The organism is Psychrobacter sp. Pi2-51 (assembly GCF_904846665.1).
GTDB lineage: Bacteria > Pseudomonadota > Gammaproteobacteria > Pseudomonadales > Moraxellaceae > Psychrobacter > Psychrobacter glaciei.
Map to the genome: position 1 here is coordinate 123,604 of NZ_CAJHBP010000008.1, position 22,301 is coordinate 145,904.

Below are 22,301 nucleotides of genomic sequence, written 5' to 3' on the forward strand. Positions count from 1 at the left end.
TTGCACTTTTTATCGTTCAGTTATTTAACAACAAACCAGTAAAGAGGGTAGTTATGTCGACACAGAATCAGGCAACTCGTACCGAAAAAGACACCATGGGCAACGTAGAAGTTCCAGCTGAAGCTTATTGGGGTGCACAAACCCAGCGTAGCCGCGAAAACTTCAAAATCGGTGGCGAGACTTTGCCACGTCCGATGATTGAAGCAATGGCATTGGTCAAAAAAGCTGCTGCGATTACCAACGCTAGCCTTGAGCGTATCGAAGGCGACAAGCGTGATCTCATCGTGCAAGCTGCTGACGAAATCATCAATGGTGGTCTAACGGATCAGTTCCCATTGGTTGTATGGCAGACGGGTTCTGGTACGCAGTCAAACATGAACATGAACGAAGTATTGGCCAACCGTGCCAACGAAATTGCTGGTTCTGAGCGCGGCAGCTACACGCCCATTCACCCAAATGACCATGTAAACCATGCACAGTCTACCAACGATAGCTTCCCAACAGCGATTCGTGTGGCTGCTGCTCGTCAGATCAATAGCTTATTGATTCCAGCGGTAAAAGCATTGCGTGATACGCTAGCGGCTAAGGCCAAAGAATTCGATAGCATCGTAAAAATCGGTCGTACGCATTTACAAGACGCCACGCCTTTAACGTTGGGTCAAGAGTTTAGCGGCTATGTTAGCCAACTTGATCACTCATTGGTACGTATTGATAATGCGTTACAAGGTCTATATGAATTGCCACTAGGCGGTACTGCGGTTGGTACTGGTCTAAACGCGCATCCTGATTACGCAGTAACTGCTGCTGAGCAGTTAGCGACTTTGACTGGCTTGCCATTCGTCACTTCACCAAACAAATTCGAAGCACTAGCAGCTCGTGATGCTGAAGTATTTGCGTCAGGCGCACTAAAAACGCTAGCAGCTAGCTTGAACAAAATCGCTAACGATGTACGTTGGTTGGCATCTGGCCCTCGTTGTGGTCTAGGCGAATTGACGATTCCTGAGAACGAGCCAGGCTCTTCTATCATGCCGGGTAAAGTAAACCCAACTCAGTCAGAAGCATTGACGATGGTTGTCGCTCAAGTCATGGGTAACGATGTGACGATCAGCATGGCTGGCGCATCAGGTAACTTTGAGCTAAACGTTTATAAGCCAGTTATCGCGTTTAACTTATTGCAATCTATCAAACTCTTGGGTGATGGCTGTAACAGCTTCAATGAAAACTGTGCCGTTGGTATCGAGCCCGTAAAAGACAAAATCGATGATTTCTTGCACAACTCATTGATGCTAGTCACTGCATTGAACCGTCATGTTGGTTATGAGAATGCGGCGAAAATCGCTAAGACTGCTTATAAAGAAAACAAGACTTTAAAGCAAGTGGCGGTTGAGCTAGAGTTGCTAACTGAAGCACAGTTTGATGAGTGGGTAATTCCTGCTGATATGGTGAATCCTAAGTAAGCAGTAGATCAAGTAGTGACCTGCTACGGCGTCAGACTCGCTTGATGTACGATAAGTACCATTTGCATTCGTCTTTCTGGTAGCAGCGTCATATTTTTTCGACTGAGAGTTTAGTAAAAAAAGACCTTGTCACTTCTTATACGAGAATGTGGCAAGGTTTTTTTTATTTATATTTAAGTAGGCGCTGCTCATGTAGCAATGCCAAAGTATACATATCTAATTGGTAAGCAAGGCGATGCTTTCTATGATTCAGGTTTTATCGTTGATACTTATCGATTATCGATATACAATATGGTGATACGTTAGACTTTGAATATTTGAATAATAGAGGGTATCGATACTCGCATGACAGTTGACTTCAAATGTAAGGATACCCAAACGCTCTTCTCTACTGGTAAAACGCGGCGATGGTCTGCTATTAAAAAAGTTGCAGAGCGTAAACTTTTACTTTTGGATAATGCAACAACGCTCGAAGATTTAAAAGCACCACCTGGTAATCGCTTAGAAGCTTTGAGTGGCGACAGAGAAGGTCAACATAGTATTCGAATTAATTCACAATGGCGATTATGTTTTGTCTGGACAGAGCAAGGCGCTACAGATGTAGAAATTATCGACTACCACTAATTTGACTGAACCATAAAAGATAGAGAGAACACTATGATTAAAAACGGTATGCGTCCTATCCATCCAGGTGAAGTATTGCAAGAAGACTTTCTTGAGCCGCTTGGTATGAGTGCCAATGCACTAGCAAATAAACTTGGCGTGACACCCGCACGTATTAGCGAAATTGTACGAGAAAAACGAGGCATTACGGCAGACACAGCACTGCGCCTAGCAAAATATTTTGGTGGTAGTGCTCAGTTTTGGCTAAATCTACAATCCACTTATGAGCTCCGTGTGGTTGAAACTGATAGCCTTCAGTTTTTAGACGATATTGAACCTATTGAATACGCTTAATATCCGTGTTGTAGCTACAAGAATGCAGCGAAAATCGCTAAGACTGCTTATAAAGAAAATAAGACTTTGAAGCAAGTGGCGGTTGAGCTAGAGCTATTAACTGAAGCGCAATTTGATGAGTGGGTAATTCCTGCTGATATGGTACATCCTAAGTAGGCTATTAAAGACTTCTTAGAATAGTAAAAAGACCTTGTCATGTAATGTGGCAAGGTCTTTTTTTGTTCGGGTTTTAAAGTTAGTTCTGTTTTTTTATTACATAAACTAACAGGGTACTAACTCACTTAGAGTTAAAAAAGCTTTGTTATAGCGAGTTAATTTGCATTAGTACACTGTAAGTAGAAATGATAACTATCAACAGTGATATTATGGACTAATCATCAGCATTATCTATTTTCAAGGTCTTTCAGTATGAGTATTATCTCTAAATCATTTAATAACAAAATAAATAACCTCAAAGGTGAGTTTGAGGTAAATAAGAGTGTTGTACATCAAGGAATAAAGGGTGGATTGAATGAAAATGGTATATTGTTACTAATAAAAGATGTAATTCCTCAGAAGTTTAAGCTTACTAAAGGTGTTACAGAAAATTCCAAAGGCGATCAATCAAATGAAAGTGATATTCTAATATATAATGATGAAATACTTCCTCCATATATAAAAGAGGATTTAACTTTTGTTCCTATAGAAGCTGTAAAATATATTTTCGAAGTTAAGAGTACGTTGAACTCTAAAGAACTTAAAACAACTATTGGAAAGTTTGAAAGATTTGGATCAATTGGAGGTACTTCACCTACTGTACTGTTTTCATTCTCTAGCGATATCAAAGGTAGTGAACTAGTACGCTATAAAAAAAACGAAAGTACTTTTTATACTAAGCCGAATTTAATAGCTTTATGCGTTTCTGATAAGTGCTATTATTTTAAACATAAGTCAGAACATTATCTTAAAGATCAAATGAGTAATACAGACTTTATTAAGCTATTGGATAAATCAGACGGCTCGACTCTTCAAGATGCATTTGACGCTTTTCGTGAATCGATTTCAAACAATGAACTACTATCAAAAATGAGCAGAGTAGAGTTTGCTTCCTTCATTAAAAACTTTATTAATATGGATAATAATATAAATAATCTAGATAAGAAAGAGCTTACAGTCAATGGAATTAAATATAGTGAGATTAAGTTTACAGTCCATAGATGGTATGGCATTGAGTCCACTACTGATAACGATGTAATATTATCTCTTTTATCAGGAATATCTAACACGCTTTCTCAGAAGAGTTTTGGAAGTTATTTACTTAGCGGTAAAGAGCTTGACTATAAAGTATTTGCTATTTGCTATGAGGACATGTGGGGAAACCTAAGTGCTCAAGATTTTGATGAAAAGGGTTTAAAATACGATACTGAGAGAGTAAGCTTTAAATTTGAAAGTAGTAACGATTACAATAAAATGATATTTACAGTTAATAAAGATAAGAGTAGTCAAGATTAAAAATCTGAGAAAAGTGCTTAGATTTTTGATATTTAATCTCTAAAACTTGTAAAGTAGTATCGTTACAATCAATGATTTCAAGAACTATATACTTTATCGGTTTACTGGGTGCGCTTTGTATCTACATTTAAAGCTAAAAAAGACCTTACCACACGACGTAGTAAGGTCTTTTTTATACCAAAAATCTAAACTCAACTAGAACTTATAAAGCAAACCAAGCGTCGTCGCGGCTTCAGTACGTGAGTCTACCATTGGGCTGTCGTATTGCTCAGTCGGCAGATAACTTAGGCTTTGACTGGCGAATCCTGCCCAACGCTCATTGAAATCGTAGTTGGCACTAATATTGATATAAGGATTTAAGCTCGAATTAGATTTATAAGCAGCAACGCCTGTTTCTGCTGATTCTTTTTCACTGACGCCATAGTAGTATTCATTGTAGTCAGCATCATAATACTCAAAGCCAATGCTTGGATAGACCGTTAGCTTGTCTTTGGTGATTCTGGCAAGGTAGGTCAAGCGTGCCGTGTTACCACCACTACGATCTAACACGTCAGCGCCTATTTGAGCACGGAAGCCGCCGACAGGTGTACGGCGCTGATAGCTAAGCCCTGCTTCTGCTGAGGACTTACGTTCATCAAGACCTTGAAGCGCGCCATTGGCATCATCAGGATCAAACTCGCTGCCCGCAAGCTTGGCATAAGCAGACAACTGATTCACACCATCATTGATTAGATATGCACCCGCTTGAGCACCGCGCACATAAAACTTATTATTGTCATAAAATGCACCCGGCAGTACCCGCACTTCGGTGCTGTCTTCTAGATCATAGGCTGACTTGACCGCCATGACGTTAATGCCAACGCTTAGCTCAGCATCTGGATCAGCAGGTAAGTTTTTATTGAAAAAGGCGGCATTTGACATGCTGGCAACACTAAATAGGGCAGTAGCTATTAAGGTATTGAGCAAGGTGCGCGTAGAGATAGTGGGTAGCACTGAAGATTTAAACATAATCAAGTCTCGTAAGTAGGTAAAAATAGCCGGATAACAATAGAGGAATAAGAAAAGCCAAAATCAGATGTCTGTTTTTGTGAGCCGTTTAATGATCATAGATAAGTGTCAGTATTTACTCAACAGCTTTTAACACTTGCACTATCTGCTGATGAATATCTTGCCACCACCAGACAAAGCCAATACTTATGAGCAACATCACCAGCCATGGCAATAGTTGCCAAATGAAGGCGGGTTTGACCGCTGTTTTTTGCTCAATTGTTTCTTGGTCAATAATGTGGACACGATTAGCGTTCATATTTATAGGTAAGTTTACACCAGTGTCGTCATCAAAATGAGCATTATTATCCAAATCAACGTTGCTTATCGTTGACTGATCGATATAGCTGGTTTGGTAATTGTTTTGGGTGGTTTGAGTATTAGCTTGATAAGGGCTCTGGTTGATAGCGACTGTCTGCATGATGGCTGCCATACGCTGACGATGGACGATTCCGATTGCCAGTGCAATGATCAATCCAGTAATCGCGCCGCCAATATGACCAGCATTGTCAATACCCGGAACAGCAAAGCCATACACCAAGTTGATGCCCATAATAAGTATCAGGCTCTTTAAATTGAGCACTAAGCCATTGACCGATATTTTAAATACAGCAGCTATTAATAATGCCGCACCGATACCCATGATACCGCCAGAGGCACCAGCCGATATTCCTGGCTGTCCAGTTCCTTCCAAAATACCTTGCCACGTCACATAGCTGTTAAGTAAATTGCCACCGATGGCTGCCAATAAAAACAACGCCAAAAACTTAGCAGAGCCAAACATCGGCTCGGCAATTTGCCCAAAGAAATACATGGCAAAGCCGTTAAACAATAAATGCATGAGGCCAATGTGCAAAAACGCACTGCTCACCAACCGCCATGGATCGTCGCCCATGGTAAAAGGTAAGGCATTAGCACCCCATTTAAGCAATGCCTCAGTCGATGGATTATTGGCATCGACGCCTGTCAGCACCTGCATGATGAATAGTCCAATAAAGCTGACTAAGAGCAGGGTAGTCACGGGTGCTGTTTTTAAAAGCTGTTGAATGGTCATAAAAGCTAACTATCAATTCAAAAGGTGACGTAGAGTATAAAGGGTATGATCGGATCATGTCAGTCAATGGCATGTTATTAGCGATATCAAAAACTCATATGACGCTTTATAAGTAAATGCATCTTATAGGCTTTCAATATTAATGTCTTATGTCTTGTGCCTCATAAACATTTTAGTGTTTATGCGTCATGACGCAGTGTTACTTGGTGACGGGATAGTAATTATCCTATGGCAGATACTATGACGCCAGCAGCTGCTGTAAGTCCATGACTGAAAACGGATAATCCAGACGCTGCGTCTTTGTCAGTAGCACCGGAATGCTAGTGGCAAATTCCATCATCAGCGATTCATCGAAGTCGGCGATATCGACATACTGGTAGGTAAGTGGCTGTACTGCTTGAAACTGAGTCAGCAGCTGCGTCGCCACGTCACATAAGTGACAGCCGGTCGTTCCAAGTAACCACCATTGGTCAATATTTTCAGTGTTCCCAAGATCAGGGCGTGCTGCAATAACACGGTTCCGTAATGTTTTTATACTATTATCATTATGCATGTTTCTACTCTTATTGTATGCCTTCAAAATGCTTGTTTAGCGTTTTTAAGCCGACAGATCAATGTGGCTTAGCGGTTATGACATGATAAAGAAGTGGGGTAAATAATGACAGCGATTGTGAGATTAGGTAAGATGAGCTGCTGTTTATGATTATCAATTTTATCTTATTACCTCTTTAACCACTCGGATATCGCGCATGGCAAGTTTTGGCACATTCATTAAACGACTGTTATTGGCAATTATGTTATTGGTCGTCGCATTCCATATTTTAATAGTTGGGCTACTATTAATCTGGAAAACACAGCCGATTAATAACAGTATGTTTATGTTGACGCATCGCTTAACCGGCGGCACGGTCACTCAGACGTGGGCTGAATACGATGCTATCGCCAAGTCAGCCAAGCAAGCAGCGATCGTGAGTGAAGACTCGACGTTTAGTCAGCACAGTGGCTTTGATTTTAAAGGTATCAAAGCGGCGCAAAAGAAAAACGAAGAGACAGGTAAGATGTCGGCTGGCGGCTCGACCATCACTCAGCAGTTGGCCAAAAATTTATTTTTGACGTCGCATCGCTCTTATGTCCGTAAAGGCGAAGAGGCCATCATTACCGTGATGATTGAAACACTGTGGGACAAGCAACGTATTATGACCGCTTATCTTAATGTCGCCGAGTTTGGCAATGGCATCTATGGTATTGATGCAGCAGCGCATCACTATTTTGACAAGTCAGCAGCCAATCTGAATCGAGACGAATCAGCACTCCTCATTGCGATGCTCACCAATCCAAAGTATTACGAAGACAATCAAGGCGACAGACGCTTACGTAACAAGCAGCGTATTATTAAAAAGCGTATGAAGAATGCAGTATTACCGCAAGCGTCTTAATCGACATGTGCTGGTGGTGATTTACTGAATGATAAATACAATTATAAATAGCACGATAAACGAATGACATGATCAATAGTCATGTGGCTGCAATGATAGGACGTCACTATTATTAAATTCACTATTATGAATGCCACTATATACACTATAGATAGGTCAATATAAAAAGGATACAGCGAGGCTGGGATAATTTTTTGCAGCCTCTGTCGGCGTAGGCACAGCAAGCAAGAAAAATTTGTACCAGCCTCATACGATAATATCGTGTATCTACTTTATTCAGTATCGACTATATATATATAAGCTTTTCAATAAAGTTAGAAATAAAAAAGATAGCTGATGACAGTAAAGAAAAATTACTCATTGATGATAAATTGATAACGACAGGGGAATAGCGGTATGGCAGATATGAATAATCAGAACGACAGTGTCATGACTAACGACAATACCGATGTTAACGACCTGAATATGCACCAAATGATCCAGCTTAACGCAGCCGATAGTGCAACAGAATCTAGAACAGAACAGCTTAGCCAGCAGCTGACTGACATTGCATGGCAGCGCTCAGAAGATGGCAGCTATTCGCCCAGTAGTTATATCAATCGTGATTTGTCCTTATTGCAGTTTCATCTGCGGGTCTTAGCGCAAGCCGCCAGTCCTCACCATCCGCTACTTGAGCGCTTATTTTTCTTAATTATTTTTTCATCCAACCTCGACGAGTTTTTTGAGATTCGTGTCGCGGGTATCATGCAAAAGCTCAATATAGGTGACGTATCGACCAGTGCTCATGGGATGCGTCCTAGTGAAGTGCTAAACGAGATATCCGTTATCACGCATGATGCCATCGCTGAGCAGTATCGTATTCTCAACGAAGATATCTTGCCTGCGCTCGCCAAAGAAGACATTCGATATCTAAAACGCGATGAGCTGAATACTGAGCAATCGGCATGGATGAAGCGCTATTTTACAGAACAAGTCTCACCAGTGCTGACACCTATTAGCATTGATCCTGCGCATCCGTTTCCGAGGTTGGTGAATAAAAGCCTCAACTTTATTGCCACTTTAGAGGGTAAAGATGCCTTTGGTCGCGATATCAATCTTGCGATTGTCCCAGCGCCACGTAGCCTGCCACGGGTCATTCGTCTGCCAGATGAGCTGACTGGTGGTAAAGAGCACCATGTCATGCTGTCCGCCATCATTCACGAGCACATCGGTGAGCTGTTCCCAGGTATGCAAGTGACAGGCTGCCATCAGTTCCGCCTCACGCGCAATGCTGATTTGGACTTAGCAGATGATGTCGAGGATATTGCTAAGGCATTAGAAGGCGAGCTTGAAAACCGCCGCTTTGGCGATAAAGTACGGCTTGAGGTGACGACTGATTGCCCAACACCGATTAGCGATTACCTTCTCAATGAATTTGAGCTACATGACAATCAGCTGTACCGTGTTAATGGTCCAGTGAACTTAACGCGCTTGCTGTTTGACTTTAATATACCCAAGCTGCGCTACGAGCCTTTTACTCACATTGTGCCAAAACCTTTTCGCCGTGAGCTGGACAAGCTTGATAAAAGCACCAGTATATTTTCTGCCATGCGCAAAGGCGATGTCTTGGTACATCATCCCTTTCATGCGTTTTCACCGATTATCAATCTACTTTGGGAAGCGGCTAGTGACCCCAAAGTATTGGCGATTAAACAAACGCTGTACCGATCAGGCACCAATTCAGAAATCGTCAAGGCGCTGGCTGCTGCTGCCCGCAATGGCAAAGAAGTCACGGCTGTCATCGAATTACGTGCCCGTTTTGATGAAGCGTCCAATATCGCTGTCGCCAATTTTTTACAAGAGGCTGGGGCAGTGGTGGTTTACGGGATTGTCGGCTACAAAACCCATGCTAAGCTGATGCTCATCGTGCGCCGAGAAGACGACCGCATTCGCCGTTATGTGCATCTCGGCACGGGTAATTATCACGCAGCCAATGCCAAAGTCTATACCGACTATGGCTTGTTCAGCGCCGACCCTGATATCTCAGAAGATGTGCATAAGATTTTCCAAGAGCTGACAGGCATGGGTAAACCTGCCAATCTAAAAAAATTGTTGCATGCACCATTTACGTTGCACGAAAAGTTAGTGAGTTTTATCGATGATGAAATTACTCATGCCAAAGCAGGCAAGCGCGCGCATATTATTATCAAAGTGAATGCTTTGACCGAACGTCGTCTGATCGACAAGTTATATGATGCCTCGCAGGCAGGTGTCAAAATAGAATTGATTTTGCGCTCCATGTGCTGTCTGCGCCCGCAAGTAAAAGGCCTATCTGAAAACATCACCGTACGCTCAGTCATCGGACGATTTTTAGAGCACACGCGCGTTTATTACTTTTATAATGATGGTGATGAGCGCTTGTATTGTGGCAGTGCTGACTGGATGGATCGCAATCTATTTCATCGTGTCGAAGTCGCTTTTCCGATTGAAGATAAAAAACTGTTCAAGCAGGTTTATCAAGATGGGCTGCTCAATTATCTACAAGATAACGTCCAAGCATGGCTACTTAATGGCGATGGGGCGTGGCAGCAAAGTCAACCAGCCGCCGATGAAGCACCACATATTGCCCAAGATCATTTGCTACGGGTGATCAATCACGTCGGTGAGCCAATATAGACGAAGGTTTTGCTTATATTGTTTGCTAATGCTGTAACTTGTGACTGCCTGTTTAGTGTCGCCATACGTATGACTGTCCTGTGATGACGTTAGCCCTATAAAAGCTCTATGATTTATTGAACCAAGCGCTGGCTACGACCGACGCTTGGTTTTTTTGCGCTCGGATAAGTTACAAACTGTCTTGTAACCTCACATTTATTCACATATTGATACGGCAGTACACTGGTGCGCTGTTGGTTGGCTTAACTATAATTGATGACAGTTCTACCGCTATTGCACAGATATTTTTAATAAAAATCATACTGAGATGCTTACCTTTGTAGAATCTTATTCGATTTTACAAAGGTAAGCGTAAAAAGGATGGTTGGTTTACTAAACAATGATAATAATAGGAATTGCACCATGAGTAATACTAACAACGATACTTCAGACATTAAAAAAGCAGCAGAGCAGGCAGATGATCATCAAATTGAAAAAAACTTAAATGAAGATAAAAAGGTAGATGCTCCTGAAGAGTTGAGTAAAGAAGAGCAAACCTCTTTTATTGATGATGAGTTACGGACAGATAAATAAGCAGTTTGAATGATATCAATGACAACGATATCAGTGACCATGTTAAATGAAGAATTAACATCATAAACGCGAGGGACACGCTATGACAGTCAATACAAAACCAAATAACAAAGAGAAAGTATTGGTCGATGATCCCGTAGCATCAGAACCAAAAAATACCAACGAAAACACTAAAGACAGTTATAAAGGTCGTAAACACGAACCTGATATCGATGGACCACAGCAGGATTCACAGGAAACAGACGAGATATATTCCGACCCACGTGAAGAAGAAAACTTACCAGCAGGTGGCAAAAACGTGGCGGATCTCAATGCTTATGATTTGAGTAAAAATAACAACACCTAGTATTTGCATGACTGCTTGGTATTTTCTATTAATTAAAGCGCTGACACTATTCGTTGGCCTCCTAACACGATAAGGACATGACTATGCAACCGCAAGATCCTGCGCTAAGTAGAACCGCAATTGATGATACTAATGTTGAGGCAATGCATAAAGAACCCGTCAATGACCATGACGACGTTGAAAGCCATACCAATCAAAACAAAGGGACTGATACTTTAAAAGAAGAAGTCGTTGATTCAGAACATGTGAATGACAATGATAATCCTGCACGCCAGCCTGACCGCCGTGATCAACAAGGCAGCAGTCCGTTTGATGACAATGTTAACGAAGATACCGTGGGCAGTGAAGCACCAAAAAGTGAAGGCATCACGGACATGAATAGATATGCCAATATTGACAATGCACAAACTCGCGTCTTAAACCCAGACGAAAAAGACTGATTTCTTAGCAATATATTTCTGAGTATTAATACGAGTATCGTCAAGTTATCGAGTGCTCGATGTGAAAGATAACTATTATAACAAGGAGTGGTGATGAATAACTCAAATGATAGGGCTGACACCGATAACCATCAGCTCAAAGATGCGGATGATAATAATGGTATCGTCCCTGATAATGCACTACAAAAGGCAAATCCAGCCGCTGCAGAACAAGCGACTGACGATCATGATCCGCATAATGTCGCGAAAAATCACAAACAGTATGACAGTCCGCTTATGGAAGATAAGAAATAGTCATAACTGACCATTATATTCTGTACAGACAAATAAAAAAGCTAACGCTAGGCATGGTTTAAGACGCTAATGTTGGCTTTTTTATGCGATCGATATGGGTGCTTTTATATAGCGCTTATTTAACAAAATCTGTCAGCTTAAACGCTAAGCAGGGGTGCCGCTGTGAAAGCGCAGCTCAGTATCAGGACTGGATATCAACTCTGCTTCTACTGCTTTAAAGAATGCGACACGCTCATCGATATCGTCATCAGATAGCGATTGTGCCAATGCCAAATAATCTTCGAAATGGCGGCTTTCTGACTTCAATAAGTAGCGATAGTATTTTGCCAAACGCTCATCGTCGATGACGTCAGAAAGCGCAGCAAAGCGCTCGCAAGAGCGTGCTTCAATGAATGCCCCAATGATAAGCACGTCGACCATCGCTGCGGGCTCATGCGTACGTTTATGCTTGAGCAACCCTTTGGCATAACGCCCCGCACTCAGATATCTCCACTCTTGCCCGCGCTCATGCATAATGCCGAGCACTTGCTCATAATGCAGCATCTCTTCACGTATCAGTTGTGCCAATTTGCGCTGCAAATCATACGAGAACTCATAGCGGAATAATAGATTCATCGCTGTACCAGCCGCTTTTTTTTCGCAGTTGGCATGATCTTGAATGATTAATGGTACATCCGCAGTAGCTGCGTCTACCCACGCCTGTGTGGTTCGCGAGCCCAAAAAGTCATAAACAGCGGATAGGTCGACCTTAATAGGGGTGCGCAGTTGTGCGATATCGGCACTCTCTTTTTCTATACGGTCTTTTTCTACACTGTTTTCTTCTATATTGTCTTTGTCTATAACGTCTTCTACACGGTTGTGGGAAGCAACGTCGTCTTTGCTGTTGCTGGGTTTCATACTTTCTTTATTCATAGTCTTTGCCATAGTGGAATGTTAAACACTTCTTAATCAAATATTAAAAGTTAAATAGATAACCGTTGAGCATAAATAGAGGCTGTAATGATTACTTACAGTTTATACCGAACGTATAACGGCCTAGCTCTAAAGTATGGATTAATGCCCCTAGAGTAGATGGCTCATAGAGTATCATTATTATACAGCCTAAGTATTTACTTAGTGAATGGCGTTTCCTTGTTTATTTTATTATTTGATAGTAGGATGAGATTTTGCTTTTCAGGCATTTTGTCTTACTATTGATTATCATTTAGTAGCGGCTAATGCGCATTATATCAACTGCCAATCCTGTATCAAAACACAAGATTTATAGGCCAGATCTTCTTAAAGACGGTCCAAAAATCATAGATGCTACATTAACCAGATGTTGTATCAAACAGATTTTGCACTAACCAGATATCATATGAGCAGCTGCCCGATTATAGCTGACAGTACATATTATTATTATGTTTGCTATTTATCCACTGTAAAGCAAACTAGGCATAAATGCTGCAAGGGCACACATTTTCCAACCATTAGAGTAGCAACCTAGCATTAACACACCTCACGAACAGATAAGGATAACAATATGAGCCAGTCTTCTAACGCCAACCGTGTTCAAAAAGGCATTCTTGCCATCGACCAGCAGATGTATGACTTTATTGAAAACGAAGTGCTGCCGAAAGTCGGTGTTGATTCAGAAAGTTATTGGTCAGGTTTTGAAAAAGTCATCAAAGAGTTTACTCCGCGTAATAAAGCGCTGCTAGAAACTCGTGACAAGATTCAAGCGCAGATCGATCAGTGGCACCTGCAACACCCTGCCAAAGACGGCGAAATTGATTACCCTACTTATAAAGCATTCTTAAAAGAGATTGACTATCTGTTACCAGAAGGCGATGATTTTAAAGTCAGCACGCAAAACGTTGATGATGAGATTGCTCATATCGCAGGGCCACAGCTGGTCGTGCCAGTCCGAAATGCTCGCTACGCACTCAATGCGACGAACGCTCGTTGGGGCAGCTTATATGATGCTTTGTATGGTACTGATGTCATTAGTGATGATAATGGCCAAGAAGCGAAAGGCGGCTATAATCCGACTCGCGGTGCGGCAGTTGTCGCCTATGCCAAAGTATTTTTAGACGAGCATTTTGCCTTAGCGTCAGGCTCATATAACGATGTGACCGGCTTTAAAGTGGTCGATGGCACACTTGAAATCGTCCAAGGCGATAGCAGCACTGAGCTAAAAGATACCGCCAAATTTGTTGGTTTCGTTGGTGAGGCTGAATCTCCTACTGGTATTTTATTAAAAAATAACGGCTTACATGCTGAGATTCAAATCGATGCCAATCATCCGGTCGGTAAAGATGACCCAGCAAACATCAAAGATGTGTTATTAGAATCAGCAATTACAGCGATTCAGGATTGTGAAGATTCAATCGCTGCTGTCGATGCAGAAGAAAAAGTAGAAGTATATCGCAACTGGTTGGGCTTAATGAATGGCGACTTGCAAGAAACCTTTGAAAAAGGGGGCAAGACCAGCACTCGTAAGCAAAACCCAGACCGCGAATATAACACCCCAGATGGTGGAAAGCTGATCTTACCTGGCCGTTCACTATTACTTATTCGTAATGTCGGTCACTTGATGCAAAACCCTGCAATCTTAGTTGATTTGGGTAATGGTCAAGAACAAATCTTTGAAGGCTTGATGGATGGCTTGATTACGCCACTATTGACGCTCAATGATTTGAAAGGCAAAAATGAGCTATCAAACTCACGTAAAGGCTCGATGTATATTGTGAAGCCAAAAATGCACGGCCCTGAAGAAGTTAAAATGGCCAATGACTTGTTTAACGCTTCAGAAGATTTATTAGGGCTTGAGCGCAACAGCCTTAAAATCGGCATCATGGATGAAGAGCGTCGCATGACGGTCAATCTAAAAGAAGCCATTCGCCAAGCAAAAGAGCGCGTTATCTTTATTAACACTGGTTTCCTTGACCGTACTGGCGATGAGATGCATACCAGTATGAACGCAGGCCCATTTGTTCCTAAAGGTGATATGAAGTCACAAGCATGGCAGCCAGCCTACGAGCAGTGGAACGTTGATATCGGTCTAGAGACTGGCCTACAGGGTGTTGCTCAGATTGGTAAAGGCATGTGGGCGAAGCCTGATGAGATGAAAGAGATGATGGATACCAAGGCCGCTCATCCTAAGTCTGGTGCGAGTACGGCGTGGGTACCATCGCCAACGGGTGCAACCTTACACAGCATGCACTATCATCAAGTTAACGTCGCTGATGTACAGGACAGCCTAAAATCACGTGAGCGTGCCAGTTTAAACGATATCTTGACCATTCCATTGGCGAAAGACACCAACTGGACAGACGAAGAGAAACAGCAAGAGCTTGAAAACAATGCTCAGGGCATCCTAGGTTACGTCGTACGCTGGGTAAACCAAGGCGTTGGCTGTTCTAAAGTCCCTGACATCAATGACGTTGGTCTCATGGAAGATCGTGCGACCTTGCGGATATCGAGCCAACACATTGCCAACTGGTTGCATCATAACGTCGTGAGCGAACAGCAAGTAATGGATACGATGAAGCGTATGGCAAAAGTCGTCGATGAGCAAAATGCAGGTGATAGTGACTATCAGCCAATGGCAGATAACTTTGAACACTCTTATGCGTTCAAAGCGGCTTGTGATTTGGTGTTTAAGGGTCGCGAGCAGCCAAGTGGCTATACTGAGCCACTATTGCATCAAGCGCGTCTTGATCTCAAAGCAAATGCCTAAAACGATAGGTTAAGTATCATGTTTGCTCATGTAATCTAAGTGCTATTTAAGCCTCTAGGCGTGATCAGGCATTGATGCATCTTACCCGTTTGTGACTGTCATATGTGTCAGAAATATGACAAACAATTCTTTATGAGCGCTATTTATTTATCAATAAGTAGCGCTTTTTTTGGGTCAATGTATCGTATTTATTACCGTCATTTAATATTATCAGTAATGATATTAATTAATGATTATCGTATCTATTTGAGTCGATAGGGGTTTTTTCGTAACGGTTCAAATATGACAAAGCATTTGTTATTCGATAGTAGATGTATCGAAAAAGCAAAAAAAAATGTTGCAAATTATGTCAAAGTTGTTATGCTTGTATTCGAAGTATGAGTTTGGTAACGGATGTTACGCAACGGAGTGATAAAGACCAAAGATTACATGGCAGTTACGTTCTAATCCCAGTCATGTGAGTCATGGTTTTTTTTGTCTTATTGTAGTAGAAATTCGCCACACTTGTTTTAGACCAATCTCGGTAGCCAGTTACATATTATATCTTTGAGGATTTGTGACGATACCATTATGGGCGCCGGCTAATCATAGCTTGCTCATTACTACAATTGTAAAGTGGAGATACCCCATGAAAAAACTACTTTTAGCTACAGCAATCGCAGCCCTATCTGTATCTGCAGCCAACGCAGCACCTACTGTTTATGGTAAAGCTTTCGTCGGTATGGACTACGTTAATTTAGATGATGAAACTCGTACTGATGATGATATGGATGCAGTCCAAATTAACTCATACTCGTCACGCCTTGGGTTTAAAGGTTCTGAAGCGATTACTGCTAATACTGACGTGATCTATCAGTATGAAGTAGGTATTAATATTGATGGTAACGCAGGTGACAGCAACAATATCGCATTCAAAAGCCGTGATACTTTCTTAGGTTTGAATAATGATAGCTATGGTGAATTCCGCGTTGGTCGTAATACTTCAGTTGTTGACTACGTAAATAATGTTGTGACTTCTGGCAGTGGCTTTTGGGATAACTTAGGCTCGAATCAGCTTGAAGAAAATGAAAATGGTTACAATATGACTGACAGCGGTCGTATCAACAACTCAATTATCTGGAAAGCGCCTAAATACAACGGTTTACCGTTAGATGTTGCACTTATGTATAGCGCTGATGAATCTTTTGTCTCTGATAGCGGTGATCGTAACAACGGCTTTGCTGCTGCAGCAATGTATGATGCTGGTACTGGTGTTACATTTGGTGTTGCTTATGATAAAGATGTTAACCTTTCTGGCGATTTAATTCGTGGTACGGCTAGTGTTGATCTAGGCAAGTATATGGCAGCTCCTGTAGTACTTGGTGCGCTATATCAAGTAGCTGATTTTGATAGTGATGCAGATAATAGAGGCGATGATAAAGAAAAAGGTCTAGTCCTTAGTGCTAAGATGGGTCTAAATAACTTCGCTAAGCCAGCTGCTGTTTACATTCAGTATAATAACACTGATAACTTGCTCGGTTTTGATGATGCTGATTCTGATCAGATCGTTGTAGGTGGTGAATATGTTTACAAATCGAACATGATTGCTCATGCTTATGTCGGTCAAAATTCAGCTGACCTCGGTGGTGATGATTATGATTTATTAGCAATTGGTGGCGGTCTAGAATACTTATTCTAGTATCAGACTCAAGTAGATAGTATAAAAAGACTCATCCTTCGGGATGAGTTTTTTTATGCGAAAAAAGAAAGTAGCCCTTCATTGTAATCAGTCTTAAAATAGATAGTTACAGGCATGTAAATTTTGTTCTTTCATCTTACTGTAATATTTGCTTGATAAAGTAGTGTCTAAGCCGTTCTGGTGGCTCGTTACATATCATGGTCTTGGAAGTTTGTAGCAATACCATTGTACCTGCCAGTCAATCTTAGCCAATTTATCACTCAAATCGTCAAGTGGAGATACCCTTTGAAAAAATTACTTTTAGCCTCAGCAATTGCAACGCTATCAGTTTCTGCCGTTCAAGCCGCGCCAACGGTTTATGGCAAAGCATTCGTCACTGCTAACTATGTCAACGCTGAGCTTGATCGTCAGTCTATGGATCTGCCTAACGACACTATCAATATCAATGAAGACAGCAGCTCAGTACAAGTCAGCTCGCATTCTTCACGTCTAGGGTTCAAAGGGTCCGAAGCAATCACTGCTAATACCGATGTGATTTATCAATTAGAGTATGGCATCAAGATCGATGACAGCGGTAGCAGCAACATTGGTTTTAAAAGCCGTGACACCTATCTAGGTTTTAAAAACAAAGACTACGGTCAATTTCGCTTTGGTCGCAACTACTCAGTGTCAGATTACGTCAACAACGTAACCGTTAACGAAGGTTATTGGGATAATATCGGCTCAAGCTCTCTTGGTGGTGATGGTACGCTGAGTGAGGCGCTTACCTTGACTGATGGTGAGCGTATTAATAACTCAATCGTATGGATTGCACCCAAATACAATGGTCTACCATTAGAGCTTGCCTTACAATACGGTGCTGATGAGTCTTTTGTCTCTGATAGCGATGACCGTGACAGTGGCTTTGGTGCTTCATTGATGTTTGATCCAGGTACTGGCTTTACCGCAGGTGTGGGTTATGACAAAGACATGAGCGTCACAGGTGAGATTCTGCGTGGTAGTGCCAGTGTCGATTTGGGCAAATACATGGCTTATCCAGTGAAGCTAGGCGCGCTATACCAGCAAGTTGATTTTGATAATTCAGATGATGAAGAGAAAGGATTGGTCGTTAGTGCTGAGATGGGTTTGACTAACTTTGCTCGCCCAGCGTCTGTTTATCTTCAGTATGATAAGACTGAAAACTTGGCTGGTCTTGATGGCAACGACTCAGACCAAATTGTATTGGGCGGTAAATATAAGTTCAAAGACAATATAATTGCTCATGCTTATATCGGTCAAAACTCTGCAGATTTAGAGAACGGTCTGCTCGTTGTTAGAAACAATGCTGATGACACCATTGACTCAGTTAAAGCTCGTGGTGATGCGGATGTATTTGCTATCGGTGGCGGTTTAGAATATAAATTCTAACTCAATATAGTCAGTTCAATATAAAAAAGAGACAGTGTGACTGATATGAATTTTTTGTACCCTCTGTCTGCGCTTGCACAGCAAGCAAGAAAAATTTGTACCAGTCACGCATTATAATGTCGTGTATCCATTTTATTTAGTATCAACTATATGCTGCATAAATACTCTGCTAAAAAGCTCATCCTTCGGGGTGAGTTTTTTTATTATGCGGTTTTAATCAATAAACATTGAGCAAAAACTAAGAGTTTCGGATAGTTTGCGCTTTTGCCCTATATTTTTTGGCGTATCTTTAGTAAAATCCTTCTTTACCAATTACCGAAAGAGTACTATGACCAAGTTTATATTTGTGACCGGTGGGGTAGTGTCCTCACTAGGAAAAGGTATCACTGCTGCTTCTCTTGCTGCGATACTCGAAGCGCGCGGTGTGAACGTGACAATGACCAAGATGGATCCGTATATTAACGTCGATCCAGGTACCATGAGTCCGTTCCAGCATGGCGAAGTGTTCGTCACTGAAGATGGGGCGGAGACGGATTTAGATTTGGGTTATTATGAGCGTTTTTTACGCCACTCTAAGATGAGTAAGAGTAATAACTTTACCAGTGGTCGTATCTATCAGAACGTACTGAATAAAGAGCGCCGTGGTGAGTATCTGGGCGGTACTGTGCAGGTTATCCCGCATATCACTGATGAGATTAAGAGCAAAATCCTTGCCAGTGGCGAGGGTTATGATATCGCTATTATTGAGATTGGTGGTACGGTCGGTGATATCGAGTCGCTGCCCTTTATGGAAGCGGTACGCCAGATGCAAGTAGAGCTAGGTCGCAATCGCGCCATGCTGATGCATTTGACCTTGGTACCTTATATTGCCAGTGCCGGCGAAACCAAAACCAAGCCTACCCAGCATTCGGTTAAAGAGCTTCGTTCTATTGGTTTACAGCCTGATGTCTTAATTTGCCGCTCTGACCATCATATCTCACAAGACAATCGCCGTAAGATTGCATTGTTTACCAATGTCGAAGAGCGTGCGGTCATCATGTGTGAAGATGCGCAAAGTATTTATCAAATACCGCGTACCCTTTATGAGCAAGATCTTGATGATTTGATTTGTGAGCGCTTTGGTTTGGATGTACCTGAAGCAGATTTGAGCGATTGGGACAAAGTGGTTGAAGCCCAGCTCAATCCTGAATCAACGGTCACCGTAGCGATGGTCGGCAAATACGTCGAGCTGCCTGATGCGTACAAGTCAATTAACGAAGCATTATTACATGCTGGTATCACTCATAAAGTAGATGTGAAAATTGATTATATCGATGCCGAACGTTTGGAAGGCGACGATGTTTTATTTGCACAGCTTAATGATGCCGATGCTATCTTAGTGCCCGGTGGCTTTGGTGAGCGCGGTACCATGGGTAAAATGAAAGCCATTACTTATGCTCGCGAAAACAACGTGCCATATTTGGGTATTTGCCTTGGTATGCAGTTGGCCGTTATCGAATACGCACGTAATGTGATGAGTATCGATGCCAACTCTTCTGAGTTCGATCGCAAGACTGCTGAGCCAATTATTGGTCTGATCACTGAATGGTTAGATGAGCGCGGCGAGCTACAGATTCGCAGTGACGACTCGGACCTTGGTGGCACCATGCGTTTAGGCGCACAGCAAGCCGAGCTGGTCGCTGGTAGCAAGCTGAGCCAAATCTATGGCGCTAGCAATATCACTGAGCGTCATCGCCATCGTTATGAGATGAACAACCGTTATATCGAGCCATTAGAGCAAGCAGGCATGACGATATCGGGTTATTCTGCCAAGCAGCATTTGGTTGAGTCGGTTGAGATTAGCGAGCATCCATGGTTTGTCGCCGTACAGTTCCATCCTGAATTTACCAGCTCGCCACGTGGTGGTCATCCACTGTTTAACAGCTTTGTGAAAGCTGCAAAAAATCATAGCGAAACAAAGTAATCGTTAAAATGTGAAATATAGTGTGAAAGCGTTATTTTCACCAAAAAAGACTGATCTACGGATTGGTCTTTTTTTTGCTTAACTTGACGGGTGATAATGGTTGTTTATATATTCTTTTAGTTAGCGATATCTAATTACGCTTGGATACTTTTTTTAATTGGTCTATCGGTTACAATATGGGATATACGTGTTGATAACAATAAAGAGGACAAGGGTTTCATGGAAAATCTATTAACAGCGCAATCACATATTCAGCTTAAGACTCCGAGTAATAACACACTTAATATCGGTAACGATCAGCCCTTTGTGCTGTTCGGTGGTATGAATGTCTTAGAGTCCAAAGAATTGGCGTTCGAAATTGCTGAGCAGTATGTCGAGATTTGTCAGCGTTTGGGCATCGGCTATGTGTTCAAGGCCAGTTTTGACAAGGCCAATCGCTCAAGCCTGCATTCGTATCGAGGTCCTGGATTAGAAAAAGGTATCGATTGGCTGGGACAAATTAAAGAAAAGTTCCAAGTACCTATTATTACTGACGTGCATGAGCCGTATCAAGCAGCGCCCGTCTCTGAGGTTGCCGATATTATCCAGCTTCCTGCATTTTTATCGCGTCAGACTGACTTGGTGCATGCGATGGCGAAGACCGATGCGATTATTAATATCAAAAAAGCGCAGTTTTTAGCGCCGCATGAGATGCGCCATATCGTCAATAAATGCCTCGAAGGTGGTAATGACAAGCTGATACTTTGTGAGCGCGGTAGTGCTTTTGGTTATAATAATTTGGTCGTCGATATGCTGGGCTTTGATACTATGAAGCAGATGGGCATACCGGTATTCTTTGATGTCACCCATAGTTTGCAGCAGCCGGGCGGTCGTAGTGATAGCGCCGGTGGACGCCGTGAGCAAATCATGACACTTGCACGTGCCGGTATGGCAACTGGATTGGCAGGGTTGTTTTTAGAAGCGCATCCAAATCCAGAAACCGCAAAATGTGATGGTCCGTGCGCCTTAAGAATAAGTCAGTTAGAGCCATTTTTACGTCAGCTTAAGCAAATTGATGATCTCGTTAAAGGCTTTGAGATATTAGATACTCATTAATAGTATAGATTATAAGAGAGTAAGATAATGGCCATACAAGTTGCACAAGTCAGTATAGAAAATATCGATAACGCTGAAGGTCTTGATAGCTTGATGACAGCGCTTAAGAATATTACAGGAGTCACTGCGATTGAGCTTGACCCTGATAATGACGTTGCAACCGTGCGCTATGATGATACCGATACCAGTATTCACGCCTTAACTGCCGCGATTAGCATGGTCGATTATGTTACCCAACCGTTTCCTATCGATTCACCGCAAAATCCACATCATGATGATTAGCGTTGAGCAAAACATTCTTTGATGATAGGTCTTTTAATAAAGAGACAACCAAACAGTCTTGTTACTGAGGATGATAGCGCTTATGCTTGTTTAGTGTGGCTTTGATAAATTTTAAAAGGTAAATATTAAAGAACAGCTATCAAGGCTATTTTTCACTAATAAAAATAAGGAGCCTACCATGGCAAACCAAACACGTATTATTAAAATCGACGGCATGACTTGTGGTGGCTGTGTGGTTAGTGTCCATAACGCCACCGCCGATATTGATGGGCTAGATGATATCAGTATCGAGCTTGCAGACAATCAAGCAACGGTCACCTTTGATGATAGTAAAACCAGTGCAGAAGTCATTGCATCAGCTATCGATGACGCTGGCTTTGATGCTACCGTTGCTAACGCTTAATC

General features: G+C 42.0%; 21 protein-coding genes and 1 pseudogene. 18 read left to right on the forward strand and 4 right to left on the reverse strand.

The window, feature by feature from the left end:
- Positions 1–53 precede the first annotated feature (53 nt).
- The 5 genes and pseudogenes from fumC (at position 54) to JMY08_RS06515 (ending at position 3,905) form a co-directional block, all read left to right on the forward strand.
- Positions 54–1,457, forward strand: coding sequence for a class II fumarate hydratase (gene fumC, locus JMY08_RS06495; protein WP_201592410.1), 1,404 nt, complete (start codon positions 54–56; stop codon positions 1,455–1,457).
- Between the two features lie 345 nt (positions 1,458–1,802).
- Positions 1,803–2,081, forward strand: a complete 279-nt coding sequence (locus JMY08_RS06500) for a type II toxin-antitoxin system RelE/ParE family toxin (protein WP_201592413.1) — start codon at positions 1,803–1,805, stop codon at positions 2,079–2,081.
- A gap of 33 nt (positions 2,082–2,114) precedes the next feature.
- Positions 2,115–2,414, forward strand: coding sequence for a HigA family addiction module antitoxin (locus JMY08_RS06505; RefSeq protein WP_010196319.1), 300 nt, complete (start codon positions 2,115–2,117; stop codon positions 2,412–2,414).
- 3 nt (positions 2,415–2,417) lie between these two features.
- A pseudogene (locus tag JMY08_RS06510) lies at positions 2,418–2,570 on the forward strand (class II fumarate hydratase); the annotation flags it as partial.
- Positions 2,571–2,822: 252 nt separating this feature from the next.
- Positions 2,823–3,905: a DUF6602 domain-containing protein gene (locus JMY08_RS06515; protein ID WP_201592415.1), complete on the forward strand. Its 1,083-nt coding sequence runs from the start codon at positions 2,823–2,825 to the stop codon at positions 3,903–3,905.
- A gap of 195 nt (positions 3,906–4,100) precedes the next feature.
- On the opposite strand, the gene JMY08_RS06520 is transcribed toward JMY08_RS06515, so the two are convergent.
- The 3 genes from JMY08_RS06520 to JMY08_RS06530 all read right to left on the reverse strand — a co-directional run bounded on the left by JMY08_RS06520 (position 4,101) and on the right by JMY08_RS06530 (position 6,559).
- On the reverse strand, positions 4,101–4,913 hold the full coding sequence (locus tag JMY08_RS06520; RefSeq protein WP_201592417.1) for a MipA/OmpV family protein: 813 nt from the start codon (positions 4,911–4,913) through the stop codon (positions 4,101–4,103).
- A 115-nt stretch (positions 4,914–5,028) separates the two neighbouring features.
- Positions 5,029–6,006 (reverse strand): rhomboid family intramembrane serine protease, encoded by a 978-nt coding sequence (locus JMY08_RS06525; RefSeq protein WP_201592419.1) that lies wholly within the window; start codon positions 6,004–6,006, stop codon positions 5,029–5,031.
- Between the two features lie 238 nt (positions 6,007–6,244).
- Positions 6,245–6,559, reverse strand: a complete 315-nt coding sequence (locus JMY08_RS06530) for a glutaredoxin family protein (RefSeq protein WP_201592420.1) — start codon at positions 6,557–6,559, stop codon at positions 6,245–6,247.
- 196 nt (positions 6,560–6,755) lie between these two features.
- Here JMY08_RS06530 and mtgA point away from each other — a divergent pair, with 196 nt between their 5' ends.
- The 6 genes from mtgA to JMY08_RS06560 all read left to right on the forward strand — a co-directional run bounded on the left by mtgA (position 6,756) and on the right by JMY08_RS06560 (position 11,750).
- Positions 6,756–7,442, forward strand: a complete 687-nt coding sequence (mtgA, locus tag JMY08_RS06535) for a monofunctional biosynthetic peptidoglycan transglycosylase (RefSeq protein WP_010196335.1) — start codon at positions 6,756–6,758, stop codon at positions 7,440–7,442.
- A gap of 474 nt (positions 7,443–7,916) precedes the next feature.
- Positions 7,917–10,097 carry a polyphosphate kinase 1 gene (gene ppk1 / locus JMY08_RS06540; protein ID WP_413786689.1) on the forward strand — a complete coding sequence of 727 codons (2,181 nt, stop codon included), beginning with the start codon at positions 7,917–7,919 and terminating at the stop codon, positions 10,095–10,097.
- Between the two features lie 402 nt (positions 10,098–10,499).
- Positions 10,500–10,670: a hypothetical protein gene (locus tag JMY08_RS06545; protein ID WP_189580095.1), complete on the forward strand. Its 171-nt coding sequence runs from the start codon at positions 10,500–10,502 to the stop codon at positions 10,668–10,670.
- Positions 10,671–10,752: 82 nt separating this feature from the next.
- Complete coding sequence (locus JMY08_RS06550) at positions 10,753–11,016, forward strand: hypothetical protein (protein WP_189580099.1); 264 nt, start codon at positions 10,753–10,755, stop codon at positions 11,014–11,016.
- Positions 11,017–11,099: 83 nt separating this feature from the next.
- Positions 11,100–11,456, forward strand: a complete 357-nt coding sequence (locus tag JMY08_RS06555) for a hypothetical protein (RefSeq protein ID WP_189580101.1) — start codon at positions 11,100–11,102, stop codon at positions 11,454–11,456.
- 93 nt (positions 11,457–11,549) lie between these two features.
- Positions 11,550–11,750 carry a hypothetical protein gene (locus JMY08_RS06560; RefSeq protein WP_201592422.1) on the forward strand — a complete coding sequence of 67 codons (201 nt, stop codon included), beginning with the start codon at positions 11,550–11,552 and terminating at the stop codon, positions 11,748–11,750.
- 144 nt (positions 11,751–11,894) lie between these two features.
- On the opposite strand, the gene JMY08_RS06565 is transcribed toward JMY08_RS06560, so the two are convergent.
- Positions 11,895–12,662: a tRNA-(ms[2]io[6]A)-hydroxylase gene (locus JMY08_RS06565; protein ID WP_201592423.1), complete on the reverse strand. Its 768-nt coding sequence runs from the start codon at positions 12,660–12,662 to the stop codon at positions 11,895–11,897.
- Between the two features lie 610 nt (positions 12,663–13,272).
- Here JMY08_RS06565 and JMY08_RS06570 point away from each other — a divergent pair.
- From JMY08_RS06570 to JMY08_RS06600, 7 genes are all read left to right on the forward strand, one after another.
- Positions 13,273–15,471, forward strand: a complete 2,199-nt coding sequence (locus JMY08_RS06570; protein WP_201592425.1) for a malate synthase G — start codon at positions 13,273–13,275, stop codon at positions 15,469–15,471.
- A 628-nt stretch (positions 15,472–16,099) separates the two neighbouring features.
- A complete protein-coding gene (locus tag JMY08_RS06575) occupies positions 16,100–17,149 on the forward strand; it encodes a porin (RefSeq protein ID WP_201592427.1) in 1,050 nt (349 codons plus the stop codon).
- A gap of 285 nt (positions 17,150–17,434) precedes the next feature.
- Complete coding sequence (locus JMY08_RS06580) at positions 17,435–18,556, forward strand: porin (protein ID WP_201592428.1); 1,122 nt, start codon at positions 17,435–17,437, stop codon at positions 18,554–18,556.
- A 328-nt stretch (positions 18,557–18,884) separates the two neighbouring features.
- Entirely contained in the window at positions 18,885–20,519 is a 1,635-nt protein-coding gene (locus JMY08_RS06585; protein WP_189580122.1) for a CTP synthase, read from the forward strand.
- Between the two features lie 219 nt (positions 20,520–20,738).
- On the forward strand, positions 20,739–21,614 hold the full coding sequence (gene kdsA / locus JMY08_RS06590; RefSeq protein ID WP_201592430.1) for a 3-deoxy-8-phosphooctulonate synthase: 876 nt from the start codon (positions 20,739–20,741) through the stop codon (positions 21,612–21,614).
- Between the two features lie 27 nt (positions 21,615–21,641).
- Positions 21,642–21,896, forward strand: coding sequence for a heavy-metal-associated domain-containing protein (locus JMY08_RS06595; RefSeq protein ID WP_201592432.1), 255 nt, complete (start codon positions 21,642–21,644; stop codon positions 21,894–21,896).
- 178 nt (positions 21,897–22,074) lie between these two features.
- Positions 22,075–22,299, forward strand: a complete 225-nt coding sequence (locus JMY08_RS06600; RefSeq protein ID WP_201592434.1) for a heavy-metal-associated domain-containing protein — start codon at positions 22,075–22,077, stop codon at positions 22,297–22,299.
- The last annotated feature ends 2 nt before the right edge of the window (positions 22,300–22,301 follow it).

Bases quoted from the DNA above. Each gene is read 5' to 3' on its own strand.
- kdsA (WP_201592430.1), top strand. From the start codon at position 20,739: ATGGAAAATCTATTAACAGCGCAATCACATATTCAGCTTAAGACTCCG.
- fumC (WP_201592410.1), top strand. From the start codon at position 54: ATGTCGACACAGAATCAGGCAACTCGTACCGAAAAAGACACCATGGGC.
- JMY08_RS06525 (WP_201592419.1), bottom strand. From the start codon at position 6,006: ATGACCATTCAACAGCTTTTAAAAACAGCACCCGTGACTACCCTGCTC.
- JMY08_RS06585 (WP_189580122.1), top strand. From the start codon at position 18,885: ATGACCAAGTTTATATTTGTGACCGGTGGGGTAGTGTCCTCACTAGGA.
- JMY08_RS06555 (WP_189580101.1), top strand. From the start codon at position 11,100: ATGCAACCGCAAGATCCTGCGCTAAGTAGAACCGCAATTGATGATACT.
- JMY08_RS06530 (WP_201592420.1), bottom strand. From the start codon at position 6,559: ATGCATAATGATAATAGTATAAAAACATTACGGAACCGTGTTATTGCA.
- JMY08_RS06570 (WP_201592425.1), top strand. From the start codon at position 13,273: ATGAGCCAGTCTTCTAACGCCAACCGTGTTCAAAAAGGCATTCTTGCC.
- JMY08_RS06545 (WP_189580095.1), top strand. From the start codon at position 10,500: ATGAGTAATACTAACAACGATACTTCAGACATTAAAAAAGCAGCAGAG.
- JMY08_RS06550 (WP_189580099.1), top strand. From the start codon at position 10,753: ATGACAGTCAATACAAAACCAAATAACAAAGAGAAAGTATTGGTCGAT.
- JMY08_RS06565 (WP_201592423.1), bottom strand. From the start codon at position 12,662: ATGAATAAAGAAAGTATGAAACCCAGCAACAGCAAAGACGACGTTGCT.
- JMY08_RS06595 (WP_201592432.1), top strand. From the start codon at position 21,642: ATGGCCATACAAGTTGCACAAGTCAGTATAGAAAATATCGATAACGCT.
- JMY08_RS06500 (WP_201592413.1), top strand. From the start codon at position 1,803: ATGACAGTTGACTTCAAATGTAAGGATACCCAAACGCTCTTCTCTACT.
- mtgA (WP_010196335.1), top strand. From the start codon at position 6,756: ATGGCAAGTTTTGGCACATTCATTAAACGACTGTTATTGGCAATTATG.
- ppk1 (WP_413786689.1), top strand. From the start codon at position 7,917: ATGATCCAGCTTAACGCAGCCGATAGTGCAACAGAATCTAGAACAGAA.
- JMY08_RS06505 (WP_010196319.1), top strand. From the start codon at position 2,115: ATGATTAAAAACGGTATGCGTCCTATCCATCCAGGTGAAGTATTGCAA.
- JMY08_RS06520 (WP_201592417.1), bottom strand. From the start codon at position 4,913: ATGTTTAAATCTTCAGTGCTACCCACTATCTCTACGCGCACCTTGCTC.
- JMY08_RS06560 (WP_201592422.1), top strand. From the start codon at position 11,550: ATGAATAACTCAAATGATAGGGCTGACACCGATAACCATCAGCTCAAA.
- JMY08_RS06515 (WP_201592415.1), top strand. From the start codon at position 2,823: ATGAGTATTATCTCTAAATCATTTAATAACAAAATAAATAACCTCAAA.
- JMY08_RS06600 (WP_201592434.1), top strand. From the start codon at position 22,075: ATGGCAAACCAAACACGTATTATTAAAATCGACGGCATGACTTGTGGT.
- JMY08_RS06575 (WP_201592427.1), top strand. From the start codon at position 16,100: ATGAAAAAACTACTTTTAGCTACAGCAATCGCAGCCCTATCTGTATCT.